This window comes from Shewanella salipaludis, assembly GCF_012911865.1.
Lineage (GTDB): Bacteria > Pseudomonadota > Gammaproteobacteria > Enterobacterales > Shewanellaceae > Shewanella > Shewanella salipaludis.
The window spans coordinates 121500-147337 of the sequence record NZ_JAAXYH010000008.1 but is presented as its reverse complement, the minus strand read 5'-3'; the positions used below and the strand labels follow the sequence as shown (position 1 = coordinate 147337).

At 55.5% G+C, this 25838-nt stretch carries 16 protein-coding genes and 1 riboswitch; of the genes, 5 read left to right on the top strand and 11 right to left on the bottom strand.

Annotated elements, in window-relative coordinates:
* Positions 1-74 precede the first annotated feature (74 nt).
* Positions 75-1076, bottom strand: coding sequence for a 2-hydroxyacid dehydrogenase (locus HC757_RS12365; RefSeq protein WP_169564680.1), 1002 nt, complete (start codon positions 1074-1076; stop codon positions 75-77).
* Between the two features lie 283 nt (positions 1077-1359).
* Between HC757_RS12365 and rluA the strand changes: the two genes are divergently transcribed.
* Positions 1360-2034: a bifunctional tRNA pseudouridine(32) synthase/23S rRNA pseudouridine(746) synthase RluA gene (rluA, locus tag HC757_RS12360; RefSeq protein ID WP_169564679.1), complete on the top strand. Its 675-nt coding sequence runs from the start codon at positions 1360-1362 to the stop codon at positions 2032-2034.
* Positions 2035-2129: 95 nt separating this feature from the next.
* The gene (gene asnC / locus HC757_RS12355; protein WP_169564678.1) at positions 2130-2591 is read left to right on the top strand and encodes a transcriptional regulator AsnC; all 462 of its coding nucleotides are present in this window, start codon (positions 2130-2132) and stop codon (positions 2589-2591) included.
* 181 nt (positions 2592-2772) lie between these two features.
* Here the strand turns inward: asnC and HC757_RS19110 are convergent, their stop codons facing one another.
* From HC757_RS19110 to HC757_RS12335, 4 genes are all read right to left on the bottom strand, one after another.
* Complete coding sequence (locus tag HC757_RS19110; protein ID WP_342343067.1) at positions 2773-6570, bottom strand: S8 family serine peptidase; 3798 nt, start codon at positions 6568-6570, stop codon at positions 2773-2775.
* 786 nt (positions 6571-7356) lie between these two features.
* The gene (locus tag HC757_RS12345; RefSeq protein ID WP_169564677.1) at positions 7357-8469 is read right to left on the bottom strand and encodes a succinylglutamate desuccinylase/aspartoacylase family protein; all 1113 of its coding nucleotides are present in this window, start codon (positions 8467-8469) and stop codon (positions 7357-7359) included.
* Position 8470: 1 nt separating this feature from the next.
* Complete coding sequence (lysC, locus tag HC757_RS12340) at positions 8471-9826, bottom strand: lysine-sensitive aspartokinase 3 (RefSeq protein WP_169564676.1); 1356 nt, start codon at positions 9824-9826, stop codon at positions 8471-8473.
* A gap of 140 nt (positions 9827-9966) precedes the next feature.
* Positions 9967-10142, bottom strand: a riboswitch (Lysine riboswitch).
* A 111-nt stretch (positions 10143-10253) separates the two neighbouring features.
* The gene (locus HC757_RS12335; protein WP_169564675.1) at positions 10254-10685 is read right to left on the bottom strand and encodes a DUF3293 domain-containing protein; all 432 of its coding nucleotides are present in this window, start codon (positions 10683-10685) and stop codon (positions 10254-10256) included.
* 576 nt (positions 10686-11261) lie between these two features.
* Here HC757_RS12335 and arcA point away from each other — a divergent pair.
* A complete protein-coding gene (gene arcA / locus HC757_RS12330; protein WP_169564674.1) occupies positions 11262-11978 on the top strand; it encodes a two-component system response regulator ArcA in 717 nt (238 codons plus the stop codon).
* A gap of 129 nt (positions 11979-12107) precedes the next feature.
* On the opposite strand, the gene HC757_RS12325 is transcribed toward arcA, so the two are convergent.
* Positions 12108-14351 (bottom strand): S9 family peptidase, encoded by a 2244-nt coding sequence (locus HC757_RS12325; RefSeq protein WP_169564673.1) that lies wholly within the window; start codon positions 14349-14351, stop codon positions 12108-12110.
* 272 nt (positions 14352-14623) lie between these two features.
* Between HC757_RS12325 and HC757_RS12320 the strand changes: the two genes are divergently transcribed.
* Together HC757_RS12320 and ppa are read left to right on the top strand one after the other, a co-directional pair.
* Positions 14624-15622, top strand: coding sequence for a class 1 fructose-bisphosphatase (locus HC757_RS12320; protein ID WP_169564672.1), 999 nt, complete (start codon positions 14624-14626; stop codon positions 15620-15622).
* A gap of 109 nt (positions 15623-15731) precedes the next feature.
* Positions 15732-16262 carry an inorganic diphosphatase gene (gene ppa / locus HC757_RS12315; RefSeq protein WP_169564671.1) on the top strand — a complete coding sequence of 177 codons (531 nt, stop codon included), beginning with the start codon at positions 15732-15734 and terminating at the stop codon, positions 16260-16262.
* 446 nt (positions 16263-16708) lie between these two features.
* Here ppa and HC757_RS12310 read toward each other — a convergent pair whose 3' ends face one another.
* From HC757_RS12310 to HC757_RS12290, 5 genes are all read right to left on the bottom strand, one after another.
* Complete coding sequence (locus HC757_RS12310) at positions 16709-17494, bottom strand: toll/interleukin-1 receptor domain-containing protein (RefSeq protein WP_169564670.1); 786 nt, start codon at positions 17492-17494, stop codon at positions 16709-16711.
* 740 nt (positions 17495-18234) lie between these two features.
* A complete protein-coding gene (locus HC757_RS12305) occupies positions 18235-19482 on the bottom strand; it encodes a dicarboxylate/amino acid:cation symporter (RefSeq protein WP_169564669.1) in 1248 nt (415 codons plus the stop codon).
* A gap of 405 nt (positions 19483-19887) precedes the next feature.
* Positions 19888-21108 carry a phosphoenolpyruvate carboxylase gene (locus tag HC757_RS12300; protein WP_169564668.1) on the bottom strand — a complete coding sequence of 407 codons (1221 nt, stop codon included), beginning with the start codon at positions 21106-21108 and terminating at the stop codon, positions 19888-19890.
* A gap of 38 nt (positions 21109-21146) precedes the next feature.
* On the bottom strand, positions 21147-21815 hold the full coding sequence (locus HC757_RS12295) for a hypothetical protein (protein WP_169564667.1): 669 nt from the start codon (positions 21813-21815) through the stop codon (positions 21147-21149).
* Positions 21815-25504: an ATP-binding protein gene (locus HC757_RS12290; RefSeq protein WP_169564666.1), complete on the bottom strand. Its 3690-nt coding sequence runs from the start codon at positions 25502-25504 to the stop codon at positions 21815-21817. Before HC757_RS12290 ends, HC757_RS12295 begins: the two co-directional genes overlap by 1 nt.
* Positions 25505-25838: the final 334 nt, after the last annotated feature.

Here is a 25838-nt window from a genome sequence, read left to right as displayed (position 1 = left end):
ATCTCTTACTCTCACTTAAGCGAATTTGGTCCCTCGCTCGCACTGAACTTGCGCGAGAGCCTGACAAATAATTTTTAATACAACTCATTAGCCGATGATTCGCCCCTGAGCAGTGTCTGCACATTGCCCAAGGTGGTACCGGCTATGGCATTGAGCGCCTCTTCGGTGAGGAAGGCCTGATGGCCGGTGAAGATCACATTGTGGCAGGCCGACAGCCGGCGAAACACATCGTCCTGGATGATCTCGTTGGACTTATCTTCGAAGAACAGCTCCTTCTCGTTCTCATACACGTCCATCCCCAGGGCGCCAATCCGGCCCGATTTCAGGGCTTCCATGGCATCCGGGGCATCCAGCAGGCCGCCGCGGCTGGTGTTGATCACCATCACCCCAGGCTTCATCTGCGCGAAGCTATCCTTATTCAGCAGATGCAGATTGTCCGCCGTCAGCGGGCAATGCAGGCTGATGATGTCACACTTGGGGTACAGCTCGGCGAGCGGCAGATAGGCGATACCTAGCTCAGCCACCTTGGGATTGGGGAAAGGATCGTGGGCCAGCACCTTGCAGCCGAATCCCAGTAATATCTTGATGGTGGCCAGGCCTATCTTGCCCGTGCCTATCACCCCGACGGTTTTGCCGAACAGGTTGAAGCCGACCAGGCCCTCGAGGGAAAAGTTGGCGTCCCGGGTGCGTTGATAGGCCTTATGTATCTTGCGGTTCAGGGTCAGGATCAGGGCTATTGTGTGTTCGGCCACAGACTCGGGAGAATAGGCAGGCACATTCACCACCTTGAGCCCCAGGCGCTTGGCGGCCTCGAGATCTACGTTGTTGAAACCGGCGCAGCGCATGGCGATGATCCGGGTGCCGTGCTCGGCCAACTCGCTCAACACGGCGTCACTCAGGTCGTCGTTGACGAAGGCGCAAACTACGCTGGCGCCATGGGCCAGCTTGGCCGTCTTGGGGCATAGCCGGGAATCGAAATAGTCTATCTGAATAGCCGTTCGGGTAGCAGGATCGGCATTGATGCGGTTGAAGTGCTCTATGTCGTAGTGCTTGGCACTGAAGAAAGCCATTTTCATCTTTAAGGCTCCAGACTGGCAGAAAAGTGGGGGTCCAGGCAGAAGTTTAAGTGAATCGCCCCGGCTTGTCCTTGCGTAAGAGCGCATTTTAGCTCGGATTCTCCTTTGCTACTCGCTCTTTGTCAGCCGACACCGGCGGCACCGGCACTTGCCTTTACTGCGGACCTTGGCTGCGGGCCATTCCTCAGATCGGCGCAGCCCAGCAACGGCCCAGATGATAGGGCTTGCACCCATACGAATGCGAGGGTATCTTTGCCGCGCACAGATAACCAGGCCAAATCTCATGACTGACTTTATTTACCAACCGCCGACCACCCCTTGGCTGGAGATACTCTACCAAGACAAAGACATCATGGTGGTGAATAAGCCCTCGGGGCTCTTGTCTGTGCCTGGTCGGGATCCGGCCCACAGCGACAGCATCTATTCACGCATTTTGGCCCAGCATCCCAACAGCCAGATAGTCCACCGATTGGACATGGCGACCTCAGGCGTCATGGTGGTGGCCCTGAGACGCAGCGCCGAGCGTGAACTCAAGCGCCAATTTCGCGACCGCGAGACCCATAAGATCTATTTCGCCCGGGTCGCCGGCCATGTCAGCGCCCCCTGCAGCGTCGAGCTGCCGCTGATCTGTGACTGGCCCAACCGCCCCAAGCAGAAGGTCGATCACCAGCTCGGCAAGCCATCCTTGACCCATGTGGAGATCATCAGCCGCGGCCGGCGTTCGACCCTGGTCAGGCTCACCCCTGTCACCGGCCGCTCCCACCAGCTGAGGGTACACATGATGGCACTCGGTCATCCCATTCTCGGCGATGGCTTCTACGCCGATCCCCTGGCCAAGAGCCTGGCAGCGCGACTCTTGCTGCATGCCGCCGAGCTGAGCTTCACCCATCCCTACAGCGGCGAAGCCATGAGCTTCAGTTGCGAGGTGCCCTTTGCAACCGCCGAGGGAAATCAATAATTCACTGTTTGCATTAAAAGCCGCTTTAGCTCTGGCCAATTATCAGCAAAAGACGTAAATTTATCGCTATTCGTAAATTTATAGAGCACTAAGCTGTGGATGCATCATTTCAACGCGATCAACTAGACAATCAAATCCTTCAGGCCCTGATGCAGGATGCGCGCACCCCCTTCGCCGAACTGGCCAAGCGTTTCGGGGTCAGCGCCGGCACCATTCATGTGCGGGTCGAGAAGATGAAGCAGGCGGGGATCATCACTGGCGCCCAGATCACTGTCAATCCCAAGGCCCTGGGTTACGACGTCTGTTGCTTCATAGGCATCAATCTCAAGAGCGCCGGTGACTACCCGGCCGCCATCGCCAAACTCAACGCCCTGGAAGAAGTGGTCGAAGCCTACTACACCACGGGCAACTACAGCGTCTTCGTCAAGGTCATGTGTCAATCCATCGACGGTCTGCAACATGTGCTGATCAACCGCATCCAGTCCATAGATGAAATCCAGTCCACCGAGACCCTCATCAGCCTGCAAAACCCCATAGTCAGATCGGTAAAGCCTTAATTCATGGCAGTGGAATAGGCGTGAATGGAACAGCCGCAGGAGCAGCAATAACCAACAAACCCATGACGGATATCCTGCCCACTTGCCATATGTGACTCGCTTTATAGCGACCCAGTTGGGGGAAATAAAAAAGGCTAACCTGAGGTTAGCCTTTTTTCGGTACTTATTAACTATCGCAAGTTTATGCCTTCAGTTTACGGCGTGTCCAAGCGAACGGCACCAACAGCAGAGATAACCAACCGAGCGCACCACCATCGTCGCTTGGCTTGTCACTCACGGCAATAGATACTGACTGAGTATCTGAGTTGCCTTGAGTATCGGTCACTGTCAGATTGAACGACAGTACATCACCGCCTTCTCCTACTTCGGGAGCCTTGAAGCTCAAGTTACCGCCTGATGTATCGGTAGCAACGACTTTGCCTGCCGTCTGCACCCATTTATACGTCAGAGCATCATCATTACCATCTGAAGATAAGGTACCATTGACAACTACGTCCTGAAGCTCTTGCACAGCTGTCGGCGCACTTATGTTGGCTACAGGGGCAACCTCCATAACACCAAACTTATAAGTCTTCTCGACCATATCGCCATCGAGCTCATCAGTCAGTTTAAGTGCAAAGGCATCACCCGCCTTAGTCGGCACCAAATCAAACCCAACCGATAAGTTTTCACCCGAGTCCGCTTTCTGAACCACGGTCCAAGTAATAGTGTTGCCTTCCTGAACTCCGCCATTGGAGATATTCTCGACTTTATGTCCGGCGGACATCTGAGCCGTAAATAAATATTCCTTATCTGCATCCGTGAAGTTGGCGGCAACCTCGAAGCTGACTCTGTTCGCTTCTCCGGCAACCATGCTGTCAGAAAGATTGGCAATTTGAGTCACTTCATCTTTACGTGTGATGCTGAACGGCACTTGCTTCATTGCACTCATATCCCCGGACTCGAGAATAAGAATACCATTCGCGTTTTTATCCGTATCCCAGTCGAAAGTTAAGCTGAATTTACCCGCTTCCTCTTTGACTTTCACTGACGCTGTGTCACTCAACGAATCTGCGGTAGGCAGGACTGAGGTTACAGACAAAAGCACATCGTCGCTACCACCCGGAGTAGATGCCTTATAACCATCGACCAGCACATAATATGTACCGGCAGGCAGATTGGTGAAGGCGACTGACTCATTGGAGTCAGGACCTGCACTACTACCTACTAGTTCATCATCATCAACACCATAATGACGAACGATTCTCAGATCCACATCCGGCGCAGTCTCAGATGAAGTGCTGAACTTGATGTTAGGCACTACTTCGCTAAAGGTCAGCGCAATTCCATCATAACCATCTTCAGGCACTGACAATACTTGAGGCGCGATCACATTGCTCGACTTGTCGTAAATACCCGCTTTGATATTGGTCAAGTCTTTCGCTACAAAGCCGCTGTAGGTCATGCTGCCGACGGTACGTCCAGCAACTATATCTATACTGCCCGGTAAGTTATCGCCATTGGCCATAACAGCTACCGGCAATTTAACTTCCGGCATGCCTTCCGCTGCCAGCTTGATATTGGCAAAGTTCCAACCTTCGCTGGCGGCGGCAACATTTGCTGTTACAGTCAATTCCTGAGTCGCGCCCTCAGCCAACTCGAAACTCGCCGGAGTGACAGTCAGTACCAAACCATCGGCCACGCCTAACGTGCTGGCAGTCCAGCTGCCGGCTTTGGTTGCCTTAACAGTACGGGTCCAAGTACAAGTGTCGACACACTTGGCGTTGGCCATAGTCGGTAAGTTGATCTGTGATGGTTGGCCACCCAAGGCAGGATCGGCTTTCACATAATCGACATAAGTTTCATCCATCACCAGTCCCGTCTTGGCGGCAGCTTCAATATCAGCAAAACCCGCGCCCATATCGAAGAAATCCGACGGTGTTTTGCCATCGTCCTTGAGGGTCTTTTGATTCGCTGTCAGCATCAGCGCCGATTGGATCTCGGCTGGCGTCCATTCGGGGTGAATGCTGGCCAACAGAGTCAAGGCGCCGGCAACATGCGGGCTGGCCATGGAGGTACCGCTCAGGAATGCAAAATTGCTGGGATCTGGAAACTCCTTGAAAGCAGCAGACTGAGAGTCGGCATAGGCGGCATAGATGCTCACACCAGGGGCAGCAATCGAAGGTGCGATCACGTCCGGCACAGACTTATTCGGCCCACGCGAGGTAAACTCGGCAGCGACACGTGCCAGCTTGTCATCATGGACGACTTCAGTCCCTGATATGCTGGCAGTGTGACCTTTACCGCTTGCGAGCCAGGCTCTCAGGGTATCCCCCTGGTCCGCATCAATATTGATGGCTGGTAATACGTGAGCATCTGCCACTACGCTGTTGGCGCCACCTTGCACGTTTGCCAGCACGAGTGCCGCTGCACCGCCGGCTTTAACATTTATACCTTTCGCAGTCCTGGCTATTGCACCACGATCGCACACAACAATAGTGTTTGGAGCAAAGGTATTCTCAGGAAACTTTTTCAAACATTGGGCTGGATCGCCTTCTGGGTCGTTAGGATTTTCGAAGTCACCAGCATAGACAATAGAGCCAGTGAAGGCACCGCTAATGGACTTACCTGTGATTTTCGTCGGAGCAGCTGTGTCGCCACCGGTAAAACCATCCAAGGTCTTCTCTGAGAAATCACGATCATGTGTATAGGCAGCTACAGTTGTGATCCAAGGTGCATCTCCGGGAGAACCCACAGTTTCAGGACCAGGACCTGAGTTACCGGCAGAAGTAGCCACATGGATACCCGCCTTACGGGCAGCCAGGAATGCCAATGCATCCGCATCATTCCAAGGATCACTTGAACCGCCGCCGATAGAGTAGTTAAGGGCATCTATACCATGTTCTATAGCATCTTCAACGGCAAGAACCGTCAACGAAGGCAGACAGCCATTAAAACCTATGGCATCATCCTCACCGGGTACACACACTTGGTAAGCAACTATGTTTGCATGCGGTGCCACACCAGACATACGCGCAAATTTGATATCTGTATTACCGCCTTCAGCATCAACAATAGCTTGATCAATCAGCACATTACCTGCAACCGTACTGGCAGTGTGGGAGCCGTGGCCGTTGTGATCCTCACCGTTGGCAGGGACATCAATATCGTGATCTAAATAGCCATCAGTCACCGCCGGCCAGCTATGCACACCAATCAGTTTATCATTACACAATCCAGGGAAGTCACCGGCGCAATCACCAGAGTAAACACCCGGCCCCCATGGATTGGTATGATCGTATCCATCGCCTCCTATGTCGGCAAATGAGGGATGGTCGGTATTGATACCTGTATCTATGATACCTACTATCATACCTTCACCTTTGCTCTCGACACCCGTGGCTTCACCGTTCCAAACGGTCGGGGCCTTGATGATTGCCGGGCCAGAATCAGACATAGGTTTACGCAATATTTCCCGGTTAATATGGGCAATACCTGGGACACTGGCAAGCTTGGTGGCTTGAGCCTGTGTCATTTCGATGACCATACCATTATAAGCTAAGGTTGTGCGTTGCTTTACATTCAACTCACCGAGCAACGCCGTCGCTTTCTGTATTACACTGTCTTGGCGCTTGTTAAGGAATGAACGATATGACTTAACGTTCTGACTGTTAACATCCAGCTTACGACTCTTGCCCTTAACAACATCAGATGATGTGGCTTGGTAGCCTTCGATACCACCTTGATAAAGAGCTACGGGGCTCTCAAGCAGACGAACAAAATAACGATAAGTTCCAGAAGGAAGATTGACCTCAGGCGTAAACACAGCACTATGACCAGCATTCAAATCCTGAGCAAAGCCCTTGGAATGCATAGCAGTGATGAAACCCGATTTTAAATTTGGCTTGGAAATGGAAACTTCTAGTTGGCTCGCGGCTTCGACGCTCATTGCCATAGACATCAGTGCGGCTGACACCGCAATTGCTACTTGACTTTTCACCTGTTATATCCTCAAACACCTGAAAGTGCTTTCTCGTTATAATAAAAATCGTCCATTCACCGATAAACTCTGGTCCGCTGATCCTGCAGAAACCCTCGAGTTAAGATGATACTCTCAGCATAGTTAACCAAGAGCTAGACTTTTTAACACATGAAAAACATATCGGCAAACAAATCACTAAAAAAGCGTCATAAAAATGACTTTTACGCCCAACAAATCACCAACAAAAAACATTAAAACCATGAATCACAAACACTTAGCGTCAAAGTGACGGTAAAATGACAACATCCAATAAATCATACAAACAAGCAACCAATTAACAACATAGCGAGCGGTAAATATCCACTTTATCGCACCGAATAAGGTTTCCTAGCCATCTGGAATAAGCGGCATAGAAAGGCATTGGAGAAAAATACTATTGAAGACTCTATATAACAGAGGACTGGACTGGAGGCGGAATTGGCATTTGAAACACTGAATATATTAAGCGCTAAAAATATACCACCAAGAAATCCCTTTTCATTGGAAATGACGCCTCAAAAATAAACAATAAGTTGTATGTATAGAGTGGATGTTATCTATGCAGCGTACCGATAATTTGGCGTTGCCTCACCATCATGGATTAACCTGGATGCCGCCCATGCTATTGGAGCAGTCTCCACCTATTCTCACATTGCTGAATATCGCTTGAGGTATATTGAGTCGAGCCATAAATGCTGGCTGCCCAAGATGAAATGACCCGAGCTCAGAGCGGGACAAACTCAATCCCGCTCACAGAGCATTTGCCTAAGAGTCGAGTGGAAACACCTCCGTCATCACCTTATACAGCTCTGTGCCCTGATGCACCGACGCCGAGGCGAAGTGCAGTATCGGCACACAATCGACTGGCAATGAGATGCGGGTCAAGGCTTCCTCTGTGCCATAGTGATCCAAACGCAGCAAGTTAACCAGAGGCTCACCCGCCTTCAGGGGCTCGCCCACCCCGGCGACATATTCCACCAGGCCGGCCTTGGGGGCGTGGAACTTCTTATAATTGCGCAAATAACAGCCGTATCTTGCCATGGCTGCTGGCCGGACGCTCTCGGCTATCACACCTCTGTGGCTCAGATAGGTCAATATGCCTAGGGCATCGTGCTCGGCGTCGGCAAGATCTATCCGCTCCTGGCTGGCCAGCTCCAAGGTAAAGGCCGAGACGGCAACCCCCAAGTCACGTCCCTGAGATGCCGCATATTCGCTCAGACGCCACCAGGGGCAGAAGGCCGCCTCATCCATGGCGCCGCCGAAGCTGTTGGGTATCACCAGGGTATAAGGAATGGAGAAGTACTGCGCCGCCGACACTTCATATTCGGGGCAATACAAATGCTTGCATGACTTGGGGCCTGTGTGGAGATCCAGCACTATGTCGGCCCTGTGTGCCATAGACTGCAGGTTCAGCGCCAGTCTGTGGCCCGTGGTGATGCCCCAGTCATTGCTCAGTCTTTGCTGGCAACTCTCTACCAGGGCGCTGCGATAGGCCTGAATGATCCCGGCATCGTCCAGCCGCGCATGTTCGGCATACCAGTGCGGCAGCTCGATAGCAGAGTCCAGGTACTCACGGTTCCAGTTGTTGCCCGTGATGGGATCGAAACGCCCGAGGGTAAACTCACCGCTCTTCTGGTTGATCCCCAAGGGGTTGGCCAGCGGCACCAGAGTGATCTCGCCCAAGAGGCGGTAGTTTTCCAACAGCTTCATCAGCTGGAAGATCACCGCATTGCCCTGCACCTCGGCGCCATGCACGTTGGCCTGGATATAGACACTCGGGCCGGTGTTTGCTTCGGGTTGCAGCCGATATATGGGTATGCAGAGCGCCTGGCCCGCGGCCAGTTCCCCCACCTGCAACGACGACTTGCTCATCCTCATGCTAGGCGCCCTCGAACAGGTTCTGATGCAGCGCCGCCACCACCTGGGCCGCCTCGGATTCGGCCACCAGTACACAGAGGTTATGCGGGCTGGCGCCCTGACATATCATGCGCACATTGTGGGGCTCGAGCACTTCGAATACCCGCCGGCACACGCCCGGCGTAGTGGCAATTCTGTTGCCTATGATGGCCACCAAGGCCAGCTTGTCTTCCACCCTGACCCGGCAATGCTGTGACAGCTCCTGCAGCAGGGCTTCGCTGAGCAGACCATGGCCGCTGGAATCCGACCCCGTCTTGTCCAGGGTCAGCGCCACGTTGACCTCTGAGGTGGTGATGAGATCTACGCTGATCTTATGCCGCGCCAGGGTGGCGAAGGTTTCGGCCAGGAAGCCCTGGGCATGCAGCATCTGCAGGCTATGCAGATTGAGCAGGGTCTGATCCCGGCGCAGGGCGACGGCGCGATAGACGGGGGCGTCCTCCACCTGGTGCCGTATCCAGGTGCCGCCCTTCTGTGGCTCCTTACTCGAGCCGACAAACACTTGAATTTGCTGGCGCACCGCCGGCAGGATAGTCGCCGGATGCAGCACCTTGGCGCCGAAGGTGGCCATCTCGGCCGCTTCGTTGAAGCTGATCTCGGCTATGGGTCTGGCGTTGGGCGCCAGGCGTGGATCTGTGGTGTAAATCCCGGCCACATCCGTCCAGATCTCCACCGCGCTGGCCTTCAGGGCTTCGGCCAACAGGGCGGCGGAATAATCGCTGCCGCCACGGCCAAGGGTGGTCGTCCTGCCTTCATCGTCGGCCCCTATGAATCCCTGGGTGACGATAATCTGGTCTTGCAAGAAGGGTTGCAGGTGCTCATGAGCCAGGCAGGCGATGGCTTCTATCTGCGGCTCGGCCCGGCCGAAATGACTGTCGGTGCGCAGCACCCGGCGCACATCGAAGGCGCTGGCGATGGCCCCCTTCTCCCGCAGCACGGCGGCAAACAGCGCCGAAGAACATTGCTCCCCCAGTGACAGGAGTTCATCCATGACAGCCTTGCTGCGATTGAGCACCAGCATTTCACTCAATACCGCCATACGGCTCAGCAGCTTATCCAGCACTGCTATGATTTCCTGCGGACGCCCCAGCTCATCGACTATCTGATATTGGATCTGGGCTATCTGCTTGAGCAGCTGCAGCCGACGCTCGTCGTTGATGGTCGCCTGAGTCAACTCGACCAAGAGATTGGTGACGCCACTGGAGGCGCTCACTACGACTATGCGGGTAGCGGCATTGGCCAGCACTATATCTGCGCTGCGCCCCATGGCGTCATAATCGGCAACCGAGGTACCACCAAATTTAGCAACAACCAGGGACATTAGCGCACCTCCGCAGACAGCGAAGAAACGGGAAACACACGCGAAACGACTTGAGAAACTAACATGATCACACTCCGAACCTATGAGTTCGAAGAGCCTGGTGCAAAGATAACGCACCCCAAAGAAGGGAAACAGCAATCGTCACCAGAAGCTCTCCACCAAAAATCAGGTGACAATCGCCAGGATTCAACCTGAACGACCGATACCTCAGCGCACGACTCACTGAAATACCTCGGCGTTAATCTCCCTCATAAGCCGTCGCCGGAGTGTGTGCTCCTCAGACTTACTACCTAGTTAACGCTCCTCTTCTGTGCCTTCCCGGAGGAAGGGACGAAAAAAGTAGCAATAAACCCCTTGCCGAGTCAATGGCGTCAGCAAAATAATCCATCGAAAGTCGGTCGGCGGCGGTCCCGTCGACCCAAACGGCCTAGCCGTTCAACTCCGGCAATTCTGTCACTAACTTGACTCGCTCGGTAAAACTGCCCAGCTTAAGTTCATCCCTGGCGGCGATGCAGGGCAACAGACTGAGTCGCCCCTGCTCCACATAATAGATAGCATTTTGGTTGAAGCGCCGCCCCAGTTCGACGGCAAGCTCCCTGTCGATGAACACGGCCCAGCTCTTTTCCATGTGGGTCAAGTCGGCAGCCGCGCCCACCAGGGCCCTGTAGGGCCGGTGCAGTTTTTCGATTTCGGATTGCAATTGCCTGTCGAGCAAACGGTTCTGGCAGGGGGTCAACAGGGTTCCCAGCGGGTTGTGGGCACTTATGATGGCGAAGGAAAGCTGGCAGGAAAGGGATTGAGTCAATAAAAACCGCGTTTCGCTGTAATGGTGCCACAGGCTATCTATTGAGTTATTCATAGTCTCACTTTCGTAAAATGAACCCGATCCAGTGTAGCAGAGAGAATCCGAATGCCAAAGGATGTGAGCCGGCTCACAGTTTGATACGAATTGTTTTCTGTTTAAAATCATGCATTAATCTAAGAACAGTGCTTAAGCCGGCCAGGAGGCGGAAATTTGTTAACATTTCATTTGTTAACAAATGCCTAAAACGAGTACAATGCCGGCGGTTAGCAATCACTTTTTCCCCTGTTACTGCAACACAATTTGTTACATTTAACGGGAGCCATCGAAGTGGCTAGCAATACATACGTCTATAATGTGATCTACATTTGATTTAACAAGTAAACTTCAAAACAAAACAAGGGCTAAGGAACTAACTTAGTTACTGTTTATCGAAGTCGGTAGAGGTCGCGTTTTCCCTTTCTGCGAAAGGAATGCATACTCGACTAATCATGCAGTGTGTTGCCGTCCAGACTAGTCTTTTGAGAAACACTCATGTGGCTCAGTGAATTGCCAGCGTTTTATAGATATGAGGGCGCACAGCAGGCGGCTCTTATGGTTAGAATTGAATTGATTAATATTTAGGTAAATAGCATGCAAAACCCGCACATTCTGATCGTTGAAGATGAAGCCGTTACCCGTAACACGCTGAGAAGTATTTTCGAGGCAGAAGGGTATCTGGTCACTGAAGCTAATGATGGCGCAGAGATGCATAAAGCCATGCAGGAAAATAAGATCAACCTGGTGGTAATGGATATCAACCTGCCAGGCAAAAATGGTTTGCTCTTGGCTCGTGAGCTGCGTGAAATCAACAACATAGGCCTGATTTTCCTGACAGGCCGTGATAACGAAGTCGACAAGATCCTTGGACTCGAAATTGGCGCGGACGATTATATTACCAAGCCGTTCAATCCCCGTGAGTTGACTATTCGTGCCCGTAACCTTCTGACTCGCGTCAACAGCGCAGGCGCCGAAGTCGAAGAGAAAACCTCGGTGGAATACTACAAGTTCAACGGTTGGAGCCTGGAAATCAACAGCCGCTCTCTGGTGAGCCCACAGGGTGAAGCCTATAAGCTGCCACGCAGCGAGTTCAGAGCCATGCTGCACTTCGTCGAGAACCCAGGCAAGATCTTGACCCGTGCCGATCTGCTGATGAAGATGACAGGCCGCGAACTCAAGCCACACGACCGCACAGTCGATGTCACTATCCGTCGTATTCGCAAGCACTTCGAAAGCTTGCCCGATACCCCGGAAATCATCGCCACCATCCACGGTGAAGGCTATCGTTTCTGCGGCAACCTGGAAGATTAATCTTCATTTAGCCGCATAATAAAAATCCGAGTCCATGACTCGGATTTTTTTATGCTTGATGACGTAGGGGGTTAACGCCCCGCCATCCCGAGACCGGCGGCCTCGGGGCCGGCTCCGGCAGAAGCCGCCTTACTTCAGCTTCCTGTCTAAGAAGTCGCTCAGGGTCCGGTACAGATGGTTACGCACCGCCTCGCCGCGCATCGAATGCTTGGAGCCGGGATAATTCACCATCTCGAATAACTTGCCCTCATCCTGCAGGGCCTTGTAGACCCGGGTGCTGTTTTCGAACAAGACGTTATCGTCCGCCATGCCGTGGTACATGAGCAGGCCGGCGCGATAGTCCTTCACATAGGGCAACACGCTGCTGGCCTCATAGCCTTTGGCATTGTGCGCCGGGTTGGCCAGGTAACGCTCGGTATAATGGCTGTCATACAAACGCCAGTCGGTCACGGGCGCGCCGGAAATCGCCGCCTTGAAATAATCCGGCGCCTTGAACAGGCTCATCAGCGCCATGTAGCCGCCGTAACTATGACCATAGATGGCGATATTGTCGGCGTCGACAAACGCCAGGCTGCGCAGATGGTCCACCCCGGCCTTCTGATCTTCGACTTCCGCCGCTCCCAACTGCTTATAGATCACCTGCTCGAAGCGGGTGCCTCTATGGGCCGAGCCGCGATTATCCAACTGGAACACCAGGTAGCCCTGTTGCAGCAAATACTGGCTGAAATAGTCATGCTCACTCCAGCTGTTGGTCACCAGCTGGGCATGGGGCCCACCGTATACCCGTACCACCACGGGGTATTTTTTCTTTGCATCGAAGGGCACCGGCTTGAACAGGCGGTAATTCAGGCTTTGGCCGTCTTCGGCCTTCAGCTCGCCGAACTCCGGCAGCTGCCACAGGCCGAAATACGGATACAAGGGATGCCGCTCATCGACCCTATTCTGCTCGACCCAGGCCAGTTGCCGGCCCAAGGCATCGTGCAGACTGACCTGCGGCGGCTGCGACAGGCTGCTGAAATAGTCCAGATACACGGGTTTATTCTCGGCGAACACGGCATCGTGCATGCCCGAACCTTGGCTGACATTCTCTATCTCGCCGCCGTTAAGCGGCACCCGGTAGAGCTGCTTCTCGATCACCGTATCCTTGCGGCCGGAAAAATAGACCCAACCAGAGGCTTCGTCGACATACTCGAGCGCATCGACGGCCCAGTCGCCGTGTGTCAGCCGCTGCTTGAGCCTACCCTCGAGATCGAACAGGTACAGATGCTTGAAGCCGTCGCGCTCCGAGGCCCAGATGAAGGCCGGCTGTTTTTTCAGGAAGTGCAGATCCTGGTTCAAATTCACCCAGGCGTCGCTGCGCTCCTGCACCAGAGTCCTGGGGTTGCCCAACCCGCTCAGGGCCACCAAGCGCAGATCCAGCGCCTGCTGATCCCGGCTCTGCCATTGGAATGACAAGTGCCGACTGTCCGGCAACCAATCCACCCGCGGCAAATAGATGTCCTTGGCCGCACCCAGGTCGACCCAGTCGATGCGCTTATCCGCCAGAGTCACGACCCCGAGGGCGATCTCGACATTGTTCTTGCCGGCGTAGGGATAGCGCTGCTCGGTCAGTTTGATGCCATCGGCATAGATCTCGTTACGGGTGACAGACTCGACCCCAGACTCGTCGATGCGGGTGAAGGCGATGGCAGCTTCATCCGGTGCCCACCAGTAGCCCGTCATCCTGTCCATCTCCTCCTGGGCGACGAACTCGGCCATGGCGTTCTTGATCAGGCCGCCACCGTCAGTGGTCAATGCCGTTAACTTGTTGTCGGCCAAATTCAGCACATAGAGATTTTGCTCACGCACGAAGGACACATAATGCCCCTTGGGTGACAGGCGGGCATCTGTGGCGAAGCCCTCGCCCGTGGCCAGCGGCTCGACCTTGCCAGTGGCGAGGGAGACATAATACAGCTTGCCCGCGGCGGGGATCAGCAGCGCCCGGCTATCGTCGGCCCAGAAGTATTCCATTATGCCTTCGCCATAGATGCGCTGGCGCTCGCGACGGGCCTTCTCTTCATCCGACAACTCACCGCCCGCCAGCTTATCGGCATCGACCAGTATGCTGCGCTCGCCGCTGACGACATCCATCTGCCACAGATCATAGCGGTACTGGTTATCGGCGCGGCTCGCCAGATAGGTGACCTGTTTGCCGTCGGGGGAGAGCTTCAGCTCCCTCGGGCTGCTGCCGGCCAGCGCCGGCGAGGCATACAGACGTTCTATGGTCAGTGGAGTCTTGTTGCCCTCCAGGGCATTGGCCTGTTTCATACATACCTGACTGGTTAGGAGGAGTGGGATGGCTGTGAGGGCCGAGGCGATCCAATTTTTCGTCATTATTATTCCTGGAAGTACCACGCCGGAGGAAACCACCGGCGGTTAAGAGGCTGCCTCATTGTGCCTCAAGTGCGCAGAAAACCAAAGTCCACCGCCGGACGCCGAGCCCGGGTCCCGGCAAGCGCCGGACGGAGGCGCAGCCGTTGCAGAGAAAATCCGCCCCGTGCGCTGAAATTGTCACCGAACTCAGGTATCATTCGGCGCAAATAATACCAATACTGTATTCGGCCCTATCGGCTCGACCTCATACCCGCATTAGTAAAGGAAACAGCATGCAGACTCTGGCCCAAAACCTGACCTCACAGGCAGTAGATGCCTCACTGAGCCAACTTATCTTAACCCTGGCAGACACCTCCAAGGCCATCAGCCAGGCCGTGCGCCATGGTGCCCTGGCCGGAGTGCTGGGGGCGACAGAGCAGGAAAACGTTCAGGGCGAGACCCAGAAGAAACTCGACATCATCACCAACGAGATGCTCAAGGATGCCCTCAAGGCCGACGGCACAGTGCGCGGCCTGGCCTCGGAAGAAGAAGATCATGTGGTCGAAGTCAGCGAAACCGGCCAATACCTGGTGTGCTTCGACCCGCTCGATGGCTCCTCCAACATAGACATCAACTCCCTGGTGGGCACCATATTCTCTGTGCTGCCGGCGCCAACCGGAGAGCTGAGCGAAGCCAGCTTCCTGCAGCAGGGCCGCGCCCAACTGGCGGCGGGTTATGTGCTCTATGGCCCCTCGACCATGCTGGCATTGACCACGGGCCGGGGGGTACAGATGTTTACCCTCAACCCCGAGACCAACGAATATCTGCTGACCCAAGATGCGGTGAGCATCAGCAAGGACACAGCCGAGTTTGCCATCAACATGTCCAATCAGAGATTCTGGGAAGCGCCAATGCAGACCTATATCGCCGATCTCTTGCTCGGCAAGATAGGCCCGCGTGAGAAGTCGTTCAACATGCGCTGGATTGCCGCCATGGTGGGTGACGTGCACAGGGTGCTGTCCCGTGGCGGCCTCTTTACCTACCCGGCCGACAACAAAGATCCCAACAAGCCCTTTAAGCTGCGCCTGATGTACGAGGCCAACCCCATGGCGCTGCTGGTCGAGCAGGCCGGCGGCAAGGCCTCGACCGGTTACGAAAATATCCTCGACATCCAGCCGGAGCAGATCCACCAGCGAGTAGCTGTGATTTTGGGCTCGGCCAACGAGGTCGATGCTTGCCTGAGCTATCACGGCCTGGATTACAGCCAGGAGCCGGATCCCGAGCTTGGCTGATCACAAGCTGGCCTGAACCCGGCGCCGTCTCCAGGCGCCGGCTCACGGGGATCGCCTATACTGAGAGCCAAGAGCAGCATTTGCTGCCTATGCATCAAAGGAGTTCCCCATGAGCCTGAACGCCGTGCCTGCGGGCAAGTCCCTGCCGGATGATATCTATGTCATCATAGAAATCCCCCAGAATCATGATCCCATCAAGTACGAGGTGGACAAGGACAGCGGGGCGCTATTCGTCGACCGCATCATGACGGCCCCCATGTTCTACCCCTGCAACTATGGCTATGTGAACCAGACCCTGAGCCTGGACGGCGATCCCGTCGATGTGCTGGTGCCGACCCCCTACCCGCTGCAGCCCGGCAGCGTGATCCGTTGCCGCCCTGTGGGGGTGCTCAAGATGACGGACGAGTCAGGCGAAGATGCCAAGATAGTGGCAGTGCCACACGAGAAGCTCTCCAGGGAATACGACCATATTCAGGATGTTAACGACCTGCCACCACTGCTGAAGGCGCAGATCAAACAGTTCTTCGAGCACTACAAAGATCTCGACAGCGGCAAGTGGGTCAGGGTAGATGGCTGGGAAGATGCCGCCGCCGCCCGAGAAGAGATACTCTCCAGCGCAGCGCGTTTTGCCAAGGGCTGAGGGTTAGGGTATGAAAGAACGCTTGAATGAATGTGTTAGATGTACAGGCTCAGAGCTAACCTGACAGTCACCCGATTTTTCTGTGCCCGGCGCCTGAATCGGTGCCAGATGCTATTGTTTCGGGCTCAGGCATAGTCTTCCCCATGGCACGGTGAGTGAAATGAAGTTTCATGCTAACGAACGAGAGGCTGGGAAGCCGAGCAGGCTTGTAAATAGGGATATTGTTGCGAGTCCATCCCTGGATGCTCTACGGACCTTTTCCGTACAGAAAGTCCTTTTTCCGAAGGCCATGGGTCCGACTCTGCCAGCGCCGCTACGCTCACAGGTAACATTTAGGCCATGAACCGCAAGCATCCAGCTTCGTAGCTAAAAGCTTGGCAGGCTGGACGCGTATGTTGAGCTGTAATTTTCAATGTGACACAGAATATTGAACACCCTCTAGATTTTCATTTTACCGCAGCAAGAACGTCATCTAAACCTGAGTTATAATCGTGAGAAAAATTAGCATATTTTTTCATTTTCAAAAGGCTAGGAATCTTACAATCTTCAATTAACAAAGGAAGAACTTGAACCTCTCCTGATTCAATTTCGTCCCAATATTTAGCATGCCACTCTCGCTCAACCCATTTAGATTCAACAGAATTCTTAGACAACACAACAACAATAAAGTCAGCATCGTTTAATCCAGCTTCTATTTTATGTGGTATAGAGTCACCAACTTTTATTTTCCATTCATCTAGCCAAGGTGTATGTCCGAAATTGGATAAGTCTGTACATAATTTTCTAACAAAGCCTTTATCTATTGATGAATGAGATACAAATATTTTCTTACCCACATCTGATTCCCTGTATCGTGCATCTATCATTCTTTCATACAACTCATTTTCAACCCAAAGCAATTCCGTAAACTCATAAATATCAGGTAGATCTTTTTCTAATAAGCCCCAGCCTTGCAATTTATTTCTTAATTCAGATCTTCTTTTTCTTAAATCTTCTGTTGTTGCTGGAGATAAGTATTCATGAGGCACCTCTAGGTAATCTTGACACTCAGAAAGAGAGCCAAAATATACAATTGCATACGCTTCTCCTGGGACGTCGTCAGGATCTCCATTCTTTTCATAATCCCATTCAAAATCTTCGTCAACTTCAAACCCATCGTCATCATAATTACCAATTCTCCCTTTATGAGGCCCTCCGGTAATTAAAACTGTACCAAATAATAATTCGCTCATATTTTCCTTGAAAACATAAAATTTTAATAGTGCAACTTCACAAGCTAGACCCAGCCTGCAAGCTTGGGCAGGGCGCTTCGCACTATTAATCCTCTTTACCCCCAAGTTAACACAGCATCCAGCCATCGTCTGTAGGATATTCGTCATTTTTTACAGCATGTTAGGGTTGCCAGAAAGCATTAAAGAACTACTCTGGGCACCCACACAGTAAATAATGCCTCTATTCATACCAGCGCTATCCATTCGAAGAGATGATGAATCGGGTGCAGGCGCGGCTGTGACCTTCCAAAGCAGGGATGCTTTGGCTGTTCTCACAAGAAAATGCACACAAGGATGCTTGCTGCGTTTCACAGCAGTGCCTGCACTTAGAAGTAAATGCAGGCCAGCCATTATTAATCAGTCCATTCTGGAGTCGGTTTGGCATGACCTTCGCTTGGATGGCCAGGGCAAATCAACTGGACAAGCACTGCCATGGAAGTGACCGTCCGTGGCAGGGATGCCACGGCCGAGCTTACAGGGATTGTACTTGCAGCGTGTCACTGGAATGACAGTACTTAATCTATCGCACCGGCAAATTGATAAGACAAGCACTGCTAAATACTCTGGATGCTACATTGGCTATCGTCGATGTTCACACAGAGAGTGGACTGAGTGTTTCTCAATGCCATCACCCAACTTCCACTAAGAAAAATCCGGCCTGAGCCGGATTTTTATGTTGTCAGTTTACCCGAGAGAAGGAACTAGTCCTCATCCGTCTCAGTGATCTGATGGGCCTTCTCAGTCTGATCGACTATGGTCAACACGGCTGTGTCGCCCACCACGTTGCATGAGGTGAGGATAGTGTCTATCAGGCGGTCCAGCGCCGCGACTATGGCGAAGGCCTCTATCGGCAGGCCCATCTGGTGGATGAGCACCCCTATCATCACCATGCCGCCGCCGGGTACGCCGCCGGCGCCGACGGACAGGAGGAAGACGCTGAACAGGACCACGGGGATCTGCTCAGTGGTGATGGGCATGCCATAGGCGTTGGCGATGAAGAAGGTGGCTATGGTGATGTAGATGGACACACCGCCCATGTTCATGGTCGCGCCGAGGGGCACGCCGAAGCCGGCTACCGCATGGTTGACCCCGAGTTTTTGGGTCAGGGTACGCAGGGTCACGGGAATGGTGGCGTTGGAGCTGGCGGTCGAGAGGGCAAACAGCACCTGCTCACGCGTCTGATGGCGGAACTGTTTGGCCGTTATCGGGGTGAAGAGGCTGACGGCAAAGGGATAAACCACAAAGATCCACAGCGCCAGCATGCCTATGATGAGCCCAAGGTACTGCAACATGCTGAGGAATACCTTAGCCTCAAGCGTCGCCCCCAACTTGAACATCAAGGCGAATACCCCTAAAGGTGCCAGATTCATGACCATGCCGATCAACTTCATCATGATGTTATCCGCCGTCTGGAAGGCCTGCACCGCCCCCTTGGCCGTGTCTCCCAGGGCCTTGATGGCGCCACCGAGCATGAGGGCCATGAAGATCACCTGCAGCATGTTGCCCGACATGAAAGCGGCGATGGGATTGCGCGGTACTATGTCCACCAGCAGGGCCAACAGGCTGGGCAACTCGGTAGCGGTAATGGTCGCGCTGCCGGAGACGCTCATGTCGACGCCCTTGCCCGGGTCGACCAGCATCACCAGAGTGAAGGCCGCGGTAACGGCCACCAGGGTGTTGATGATGTAGAAGCCGAAGGTCTTGCCGCCGAGGCGACCGAAGCTCTGCATGTCCTTGAGCTCACAGACGCCACTGACGATGCTGACAAACACCAGTGGCACCACCAACATCATGATCATGTTGACGAACATGGTGCCGGCGGCACTGGCCAGTTCCACCAGGGTGCCGGAGAAGAAACCGACATCGGCGAGAAAATATTGAACGATTGAGCCCAGGAGCAGACCCGTGAATAGACCCATGAAGATCTTGGCAGACAGTGATTTGATCATGCAGTTAACTTCCCCGATTTCTTATTATATTACGGCACCTTTATCGTCGCGGCGCCTGTATATCTTGCTCACATTGTTAAATGCTGGCCGAGGATAGTGAAACATGCCGGCGGCGAATTCAATGAAAAAAACCAAATTTTTAGCACTTGTTGCTGACAAAGCAGGAATGACGGCCGACTCACAGCACATTCACCCTGGGTCACTTTGGCTATCCAGGGCCGCGTCAGCGCGCCTTGGGAAGTGCTTGGGAGCTGCTTGGGAAGAAGCCGGGAAGAAAGTGGGAAAGGCAATTGGAGAAGGAAATAGGGAAGGCTGGCAATAGAGAAAAGCTGAGGCCGCTTGCCACCGACGGCAAGCCGTGCAGGCCTTGCCATCTGTGGCTCGGGTAACACCAGGATCGAACGCCTAGGCCAACCAGAGTTCGACGTCGCGAATGATGAAGTTGCCGCTGTAGACGGGATGGGGCTCACCCAGCGGCTCGAGCTCGAAATAGGCCTTGTGCTCGTCCGGCAGTCCCTCGTAGCCGCCTATCACCTGGTACAGCCAGCTCTCGCTGTCCCATGGCAATTGCTGCTCGGCCAGATAGGCCAACGCCGACTGGCTCTTGCCCGACTCTATCACGGCGCAGAAATACTCATCCACCGCCAGCTTGAGCGGATTATCCGGAATGTCGAAGTCTTCGCTGACGCTCAGGGACACAGACACATCATGCTCGCGCCGCTTGGGCGGCACCTGGCTATGGCTGATGGTCTTGATCCTGGCAACCATCTCCATCAGCTCGCGCTCCTGCTGGCTGTTATGCACGTCCACCGCGGCCGGTGCCAGCAGGGCCTCGGCGCGGTTGAACAGGCTCGGCACCTGTTTATGGGACACATGATCCCCGGGCCTGTAGTCCGGGTGCAGATCTGTGTACAGCAGCCAGCCCTTGAGCAGCCGGGTACGGCCGCGAATTTGGCGGAAACGTCCCAACAGCTCCAACAACCTGCCCTGTACCAGGCTCAGCTCCTCGGCGTTGCGGCTCAGGCTCTCCTGCAGGGTCGTCACCAGCAACTTGCGCAGCTCGCGCACATCGCCGGCGATTTCCCCCAGCTCGCTGAACTGGAACAGCTCCAGGCCGCTGCGCAACTCACTCACCTGGCTCTGGGCCAACTCGTTCTCGCGGATCTTGGCGTTGATGGTGCCGACATAACCGAACTCGTTGTTGATCCGCCCCCAGAGCACCCGGGTCGAATAGGCCAGGCTCTCGGTGAAGCTGTAGACATGTTCGCTGAGATCGGCGAGGTAGGCCTCGGCGGCGCCATGATCGACGTTGCTCCTGGCCTCCTTGTAATGACTCGCCAGTGTCTTGATGGTGGCGAGCGCCGAGCCGACGTTGGCATCTATCTGGCGATTGCGTTCATCGCTGAGCGCCTCCTCCAGCATGGCGCGCACAGTGCGGGTCAGGCGCAGGTCCTGATCCGCCTCGGGCCGCCACAAGATCCCCGCCTTCTTCAGCTTGTCCACCGCGCTCGGCTCACAGGCCCCCTCGTTGACCGAGCCCGCCTGGTAGGCGTCCATGATGAGCTCGGCGTGGCGTCCCAGCTGCCTGAGCAGCCTGACACCGGCCTGATGCAGATTACTGCTCATGGCGCCCTCCTCTGTTAAGCTTCCTCATTGCGGCCATCCTATAGCAAGTCACGCTGGGTGGCGGTTTCGGCCTGGGCTTCCAGGCTGAGGCCTTCGGTCTCGTCGATGAAGCGGATCACTTCGTAGAGATAGTCCAGCTTGCCTGTGGCTATGTAGATCTGCTTCTCCAGGTTGGGGCGTGTCAGGTAACCCAGCTCCAGCAGGCGCTTGAACACCAGCTTTATCTGGGCATCGACATTGCTGCTGGTCGAGCCGAATAAGCGATACTGGCTGAGTTTCGCCAGCTGCTCACGAAACGCCGGGGTGTCTTCGATGCGGGTCTGCAGCTCGGTCAGGCGCACCGCGGCGCCTTCGGTCAGCGGCGCATCCTGGCCACTGGCCTCCTGCACCAACACCAGCCACTCCACCAGGGGGATCAGCGCCTGGCAGATGTCCTTGAACTGACTGGAGATCACCTTGCGCTCGGCCTCCCCCAACTGCAGATAACCACAGAAGAACACATCGCCCTCGGCGGCCGAAGCCACTGTGCGGTTGATCTGATTCAGGTAAGTCTCGACCCGCTCGCGGCTGGCGGCATTCTTCAGTGCCCGCCAACCGTCTTCGTTGGTGGTGCGGCAGATGAACTCGCCCTTCAATAACTGCTCAATCAGCACGCCGGTGCCCACCAGGGCGCTCTCGCCCGGGTTGTTATTCATGACTTCGGACATCAGACTGCCTCCCTCGCCAGACGCTGGCTCAACTTGTCGGCTATGGGGTTGCTCTTGGGCTTAACCAGCTGCAGCTTCTTGGTTTGTTTGTTGATTATGTAACGGTTGGCAAACAAGTTCAGCACCTCAGACTCAGGGTTCGGGAAGGCCCCGAGCACGGAAATATTGTTGTTCTCACAGGCATCGAAGATCTTCTTCACGTTGGTGTGATGCAGTGTGCCCAGCTCGTCTATCGGCCAGTGGATGGTGACATCGGCGCGGCCCCGCAGCAGGCGGGTGAAGGCCAGCAGGAACTTACACAAGATAAGATAAGCCATGCCGTGGCTGGAGGATTCGTTCAGCTGCCTGTCGGTGCGTATGATGAGATCGCTGTTGCCTTCCTTGAGGCGCAGCTCTATCTCCAGCAGTTTGGCGATGCCGCCGGTCAGGGCGGCGCGGCCTATGATGTCCAGGGCCCGGCGCATGCTGTTGGTGTAATGCTCATCCGGCAGGCCGTCGAAGCCGTCGCTCTTCCAACGCTTGAAGGCCTTGACGAACAACTCAAGCTCGGGCCAGAACTCCAGCTCGCTGATCCGCGAGCGGATGCGCACCGCAGACTCGGACACCCCATCGAGGAACAGCTCCTCGCCCACCTCGCGGGTGATGCGGGCGCTCTGGCTGGCGATGCGGCGGTCGATATCCGCCAACACCTCGTAGAAGGCGGTGAGATCGACGCCGAAGATGCGGCCCTGTTCCCGCAGCGCCGTGATGGACTGGGGCACCATGACGTTGAGCAGCTGCTCCAACTGGGGCACCAGCTTGCGGTAATCCAACAGGCGTATGCCCTTGTCGTTGATGAAGCTGGACTCCTCGCGGGCCCGCTCCCAGGTCTCCGCCAGGCCGGAGCCCGACTTGCTGGCGATCACAGAGTCGAAGTGCTCGACATATTGCTTCACGGATCCCAGCAGGTAGTCGCGCTTGAGCAACAGGTCTTCGCCCTGACGCAGGCGTTCGCCCAAGCTGCCCTGGGCCTCCTCGTTGTTGGCCGGCAACTTGAGATCGGCGAGCTTGCGCATCAGGGCGCGCAGCTTGGTGAGGTTCTCCGAGGCTTCCACCTGGGCGGCATCGGAGGCCTTGCGCTCAGTGTCCAGCGCCTGACGACGCGTCTTGACCTCGGCCGCCTTGGCCTTGAGCTGCTGCTCCAGCTCGCTGACGGCGCGTTTGACATCGCCAAGCTGGGTCTGCAGCTTGGGCTTGCGGGCGCGCCAGGTATGTTGATACCAGTCGTCGAAACGCAACACCTCGCTGCGGCGCTGCTCGGCCCTGGCTAGCTGTTCTTCCAGCGCGCGTATGTCGCGCTTGAGGGCGACTATCTTGTCTTCGTCGACGCCGCGGGACTTGAGCTCGTTCTTGTACCAGGTCTCGCAGGCCTTCTGCTCCGTCTTGGCATTGGCCTTGCGGGCCTCTATGTTGGCCCTGGTCTGGGCCAGCTGGTTATCCAGCACCCCGACCACTTCCTGCCAGTAGGCGTTCTTCTCCATCCGCGCCTCGAGCGCCTGCTCCTTCTGCTCCTCGAGCCAGAGGTTATGGGCATTTCTCAGCTGTTTCAGCTCGCCGTCGAGCTGGGTCAGGCGCTGCTGCGACTGGGCCTTGCGCTCGGCAAGCGCCTTGTTGATCTTCTCCTGCTCGGCGCGCTTCTCGTCGAACAGGCGGCGCAAATCGTCACGGCTATTCTTGTAGGCGGTGCGGGCGAAGGTGAGTTCGCGGCTCAGGCTGTCGAGCTCGGCGTTGGCGGCCACCAGGGCATCCTCGGCCTCGGCCTGCAGCTCCCTGGCCGCCGCCAGGGCTTCTTCGGCCTTGGCATGGCGTGCCCGCAGATCCTGCTCCGAGGCGGCGTACTCGGGCACCTCGAGCGCCTTGAGATCCAGCCCTATGCCGTAGAGACTCCCGAAGCCGGACTCGGATTGCTGCAGGGGCTGCAGATGCGGATGCAGGTCGGTTCTATGCAGCAGCTCGGGGGCTATCACCTTGCCGAAACTCTGCTCCCAGCCCTGGGCTTCCTTGCGCAAAAACTCCAGCAGGGTATGGGACTGGGGGAACAGCATGTGCTGCAACTCGTCCAGCTCCGTCTGGCGCTCGTTGACCCTGAGGCCGGCGATACGCAGGGCTTCGCCGGCCTGATCCCGCTTGGCGCGCAGCTTACGCTCGTCGCTGCTCAATCTGTCGACCTTGAGGTTACAGCTCTCCTGTTCCTCGTCGGCGCGGCTGATGCGCTCGTCGAAAATGGCCAGACTCAGCTTCTCTTCTTCTGTGTAGGTCACGCCGTCGAGCCGCAACTTGAGTTCGGCGGCGCTCAGCTTGAGGCCGTATTCCTGTTCGCTGAAGCCGGCCTTGCCGGCCTCCAGCCGCTCGCGCCATTGCCCGGCCAGCGCCTCCAGCTCGTTGCTTGCCAGCTCACGCTGCTTGTCGCGGGCCTCGCGCTGCTTGTCCTGCTCCAGATGCAGGGCGTCGAGTTCGCGGCCGAGCTGCTCGCCTATCTTGCTGCGCCTGGCGTTGTAGGCCGCCTCTATGTCCTGGTGTTTCTCCGTCTGCAGCTTGTGGCGTTCGCTGAGGTTTTCAAGATCGCTGCGCCAGCTCGGCAGGCTGTCGAGATCGGCTTTCGCCTGCTCTATGTCCGCATCCAGGAAGGCGCCATGCTGGTTCTCTATGGCATCGAGTTCATACTCGAACTTGGCGACATCGCCCTTGGCGGCGGACAAGTCCAGATTGAGTTCGTCGCGCTGCTCCTTCCATTCCTCGTCCAGCATCTTCAGCTGCAGATTCAGCTCCCTGGACAGGATCTGGTTGCTGTCCTGGCGCTGGGCCTCCAGGGTCTCGTCGTGGCGATAGCCCTTGGACAGGCTGGCGAGCCGCAGTTCGCTGCTCAGCAGCTGGTTGAATTCCTGTTCCAGCTTGTCGTACTCGGGGCGGATCACCTCGAAGCCCTGGATCAGCTGACTCTCGCGGATCCAGGCCTCGACCCGCTGGGGATTGAGGCGTGAACTCGGCGGATTGACCCCGTCTTCCTCCAGGATGGCGGCGATCATCGATTTGACCGTCTCCATCTTGCCTTCCTTGGAGTGCACCGCCTTGGCGAGCTTCTCCATGTGGCGCAGTGAGTATTCGGGATCGCAGAGGGAGAACTGGTTGGCATAGGCGCGCAGCTCGCCGCGGTTGCTGCCTGTGCTCAGCAAGGAGCGATCGTTCTGAATGATCGCCCTGAACTCACGGGTGTTGAGCAGATTGGTCACCGCCACCCCGTTACGTTTCATCTCCCGCCCGAGTTCGGCCATGGTGTGGCACAGCACGGTATCGCCGTTGCGCTGCTTGACATAGTCGTCCAGCTCGAAGCCCTTGGCGATGAATCTATAGTTGACCCCCTTGCCGTCGCCGGCCGAGGCCAGCACGGCCTGATACAGCAGGCCGTCGGTCTTGCGGTATTCATAGATGATGTAGCTGGAATCGTGGGGCAGATACCAGCGCTCGAAGCTGTCGCGGGTCGAGGGCACCACGCGGCTGGGGTATTCGCCATAGAATACCGGCACCAGCCGTTGCAGGGTCGTCTTGCCCGAGGCGTTGGTACCACATATGTTGGTGTGGCCGTCGAGGGCGAGTTCCACCACCCCGGGGAGATGGGTGTCGATGAGCACAATTCGAATCAAGCTTGGCATTTCTTTCCTTATTCAAACAAGGTCTAGAGTCGACCAAAAATCGGGCCTTGCTGACTAGGCTCCAGAGGTATTCTGTTCAGCGTCTTGTTATCCGGCGAATGGAGCAAACTGGCTGCGCCATTCGGGACCAAGCTTCTCTGGGCCCATGTTTCTCTGGGCCATAGCTCTCTGGGCTTTGCATGATTCACAGGCAAAGGATCAGCAGGCAAAAATGAGTTCTACGGGGGCAAAACTGGCCGCCAAACGCGGCGCCCCCCAAAATCGAGCCCCTAAAATAAGCCAAAGCAGGGGTATTGGCAATCGAGTGCCGTCCCCCAGGGTTGCCGGGCCCTTG

Coding starts and splice junctions, on each gene's coding strand:
- lysC (WP_169564676.1), bottom strand. CDS start 9,826: ATGTCCCTGGTTGTTGCTAAATTTGGTGGTACCTCGGTTGCCGATTAT.
- HC757_RS12290 (WP_169564666.1), bottom strand. CDS start 25,504: ATGCCAAGCTTGATTCGAATTGTGCTCATCGACACCCATCTCCCCGGG.
- HC757_RS12300 (WP_169564668.1), bottom strand. CDS start 21,108: ATGAGCAGTAATCTGCATCAGGCCGGTGTCAGGCTGCTCAGGCAGCTG.
- HC757_RS12325 (WP_169564673.1), bottom strand. CDS start 14,351: ATGACGAAAAATTGGATCGCCTCGGCCCTCACAGCCATCCCACTCCTC.
- ppa (WP_169564671.1), top strand. CDS start 15,732: ATGAGCCTGAACGCCGTGCCTGCGGGCAAGTCCCTGCCGGATGATATC.
- HC757_RS12305 (WP_169564669.1), bottom strand. CDS start 19,482: ATGATCAAATCACTGTCTGCCAAGATCTTCATGGGTCTATTCACGGGT.
- arcA (WP_169564674.1), top strand. CDS start 11,262: ATGCAAAACCCGCACATTCTGATCGTTGAAGATGAAGCCGTTACCCGT.
- HC757_RS12320 (WP_169564672.1), top strand. CDS start 14,624: ATGCAGACTCTGGCCCAAAACCTGACCTCACAGGCAGTAGATGCCTCA.
- HC757_RS12335 (WP_169564675.1), bottom strand. CDS start 10,685: ATGAATAACTCAATAGATAGCCTGTGGCACCATTACAGCGAAACGCGG.
- HC757_RS12345 (WP_169564677.1), bottom strand. CDS start 8,469: ATGAGGATGAGCAAGTCGTCGTTGCAGGTGGGGGAACTGGCCGCGGGC.
- HC757_RS12295 (WP_169564667.1), bottom strand. CDS start 21,815: ATGTCCGAAGTCATGAATAACAACCCGGGCGAGAGCGCCCTGGTGGGC.
- HC757_RS12310 (WP_169564670.1), bottom strand. CDS start 17,494: ATGAGCGAATTATTATTTGGTACAGTTTTAATTACCGGAGGGCCTCAT.
- rluA (WP_169564679.1), top strand. CDS start 1,360: ATGACTGACTTTATTTACCAACCGCCGACCACCCCTTGGCTGGAGATA.
- HC757_RS12365 (WP_169564680.1), bottom strand. CDS start 1,076: ATGAAAATGGCTTTCTTCAGTGCCAAGCACTACGACATAGAGCACTTC.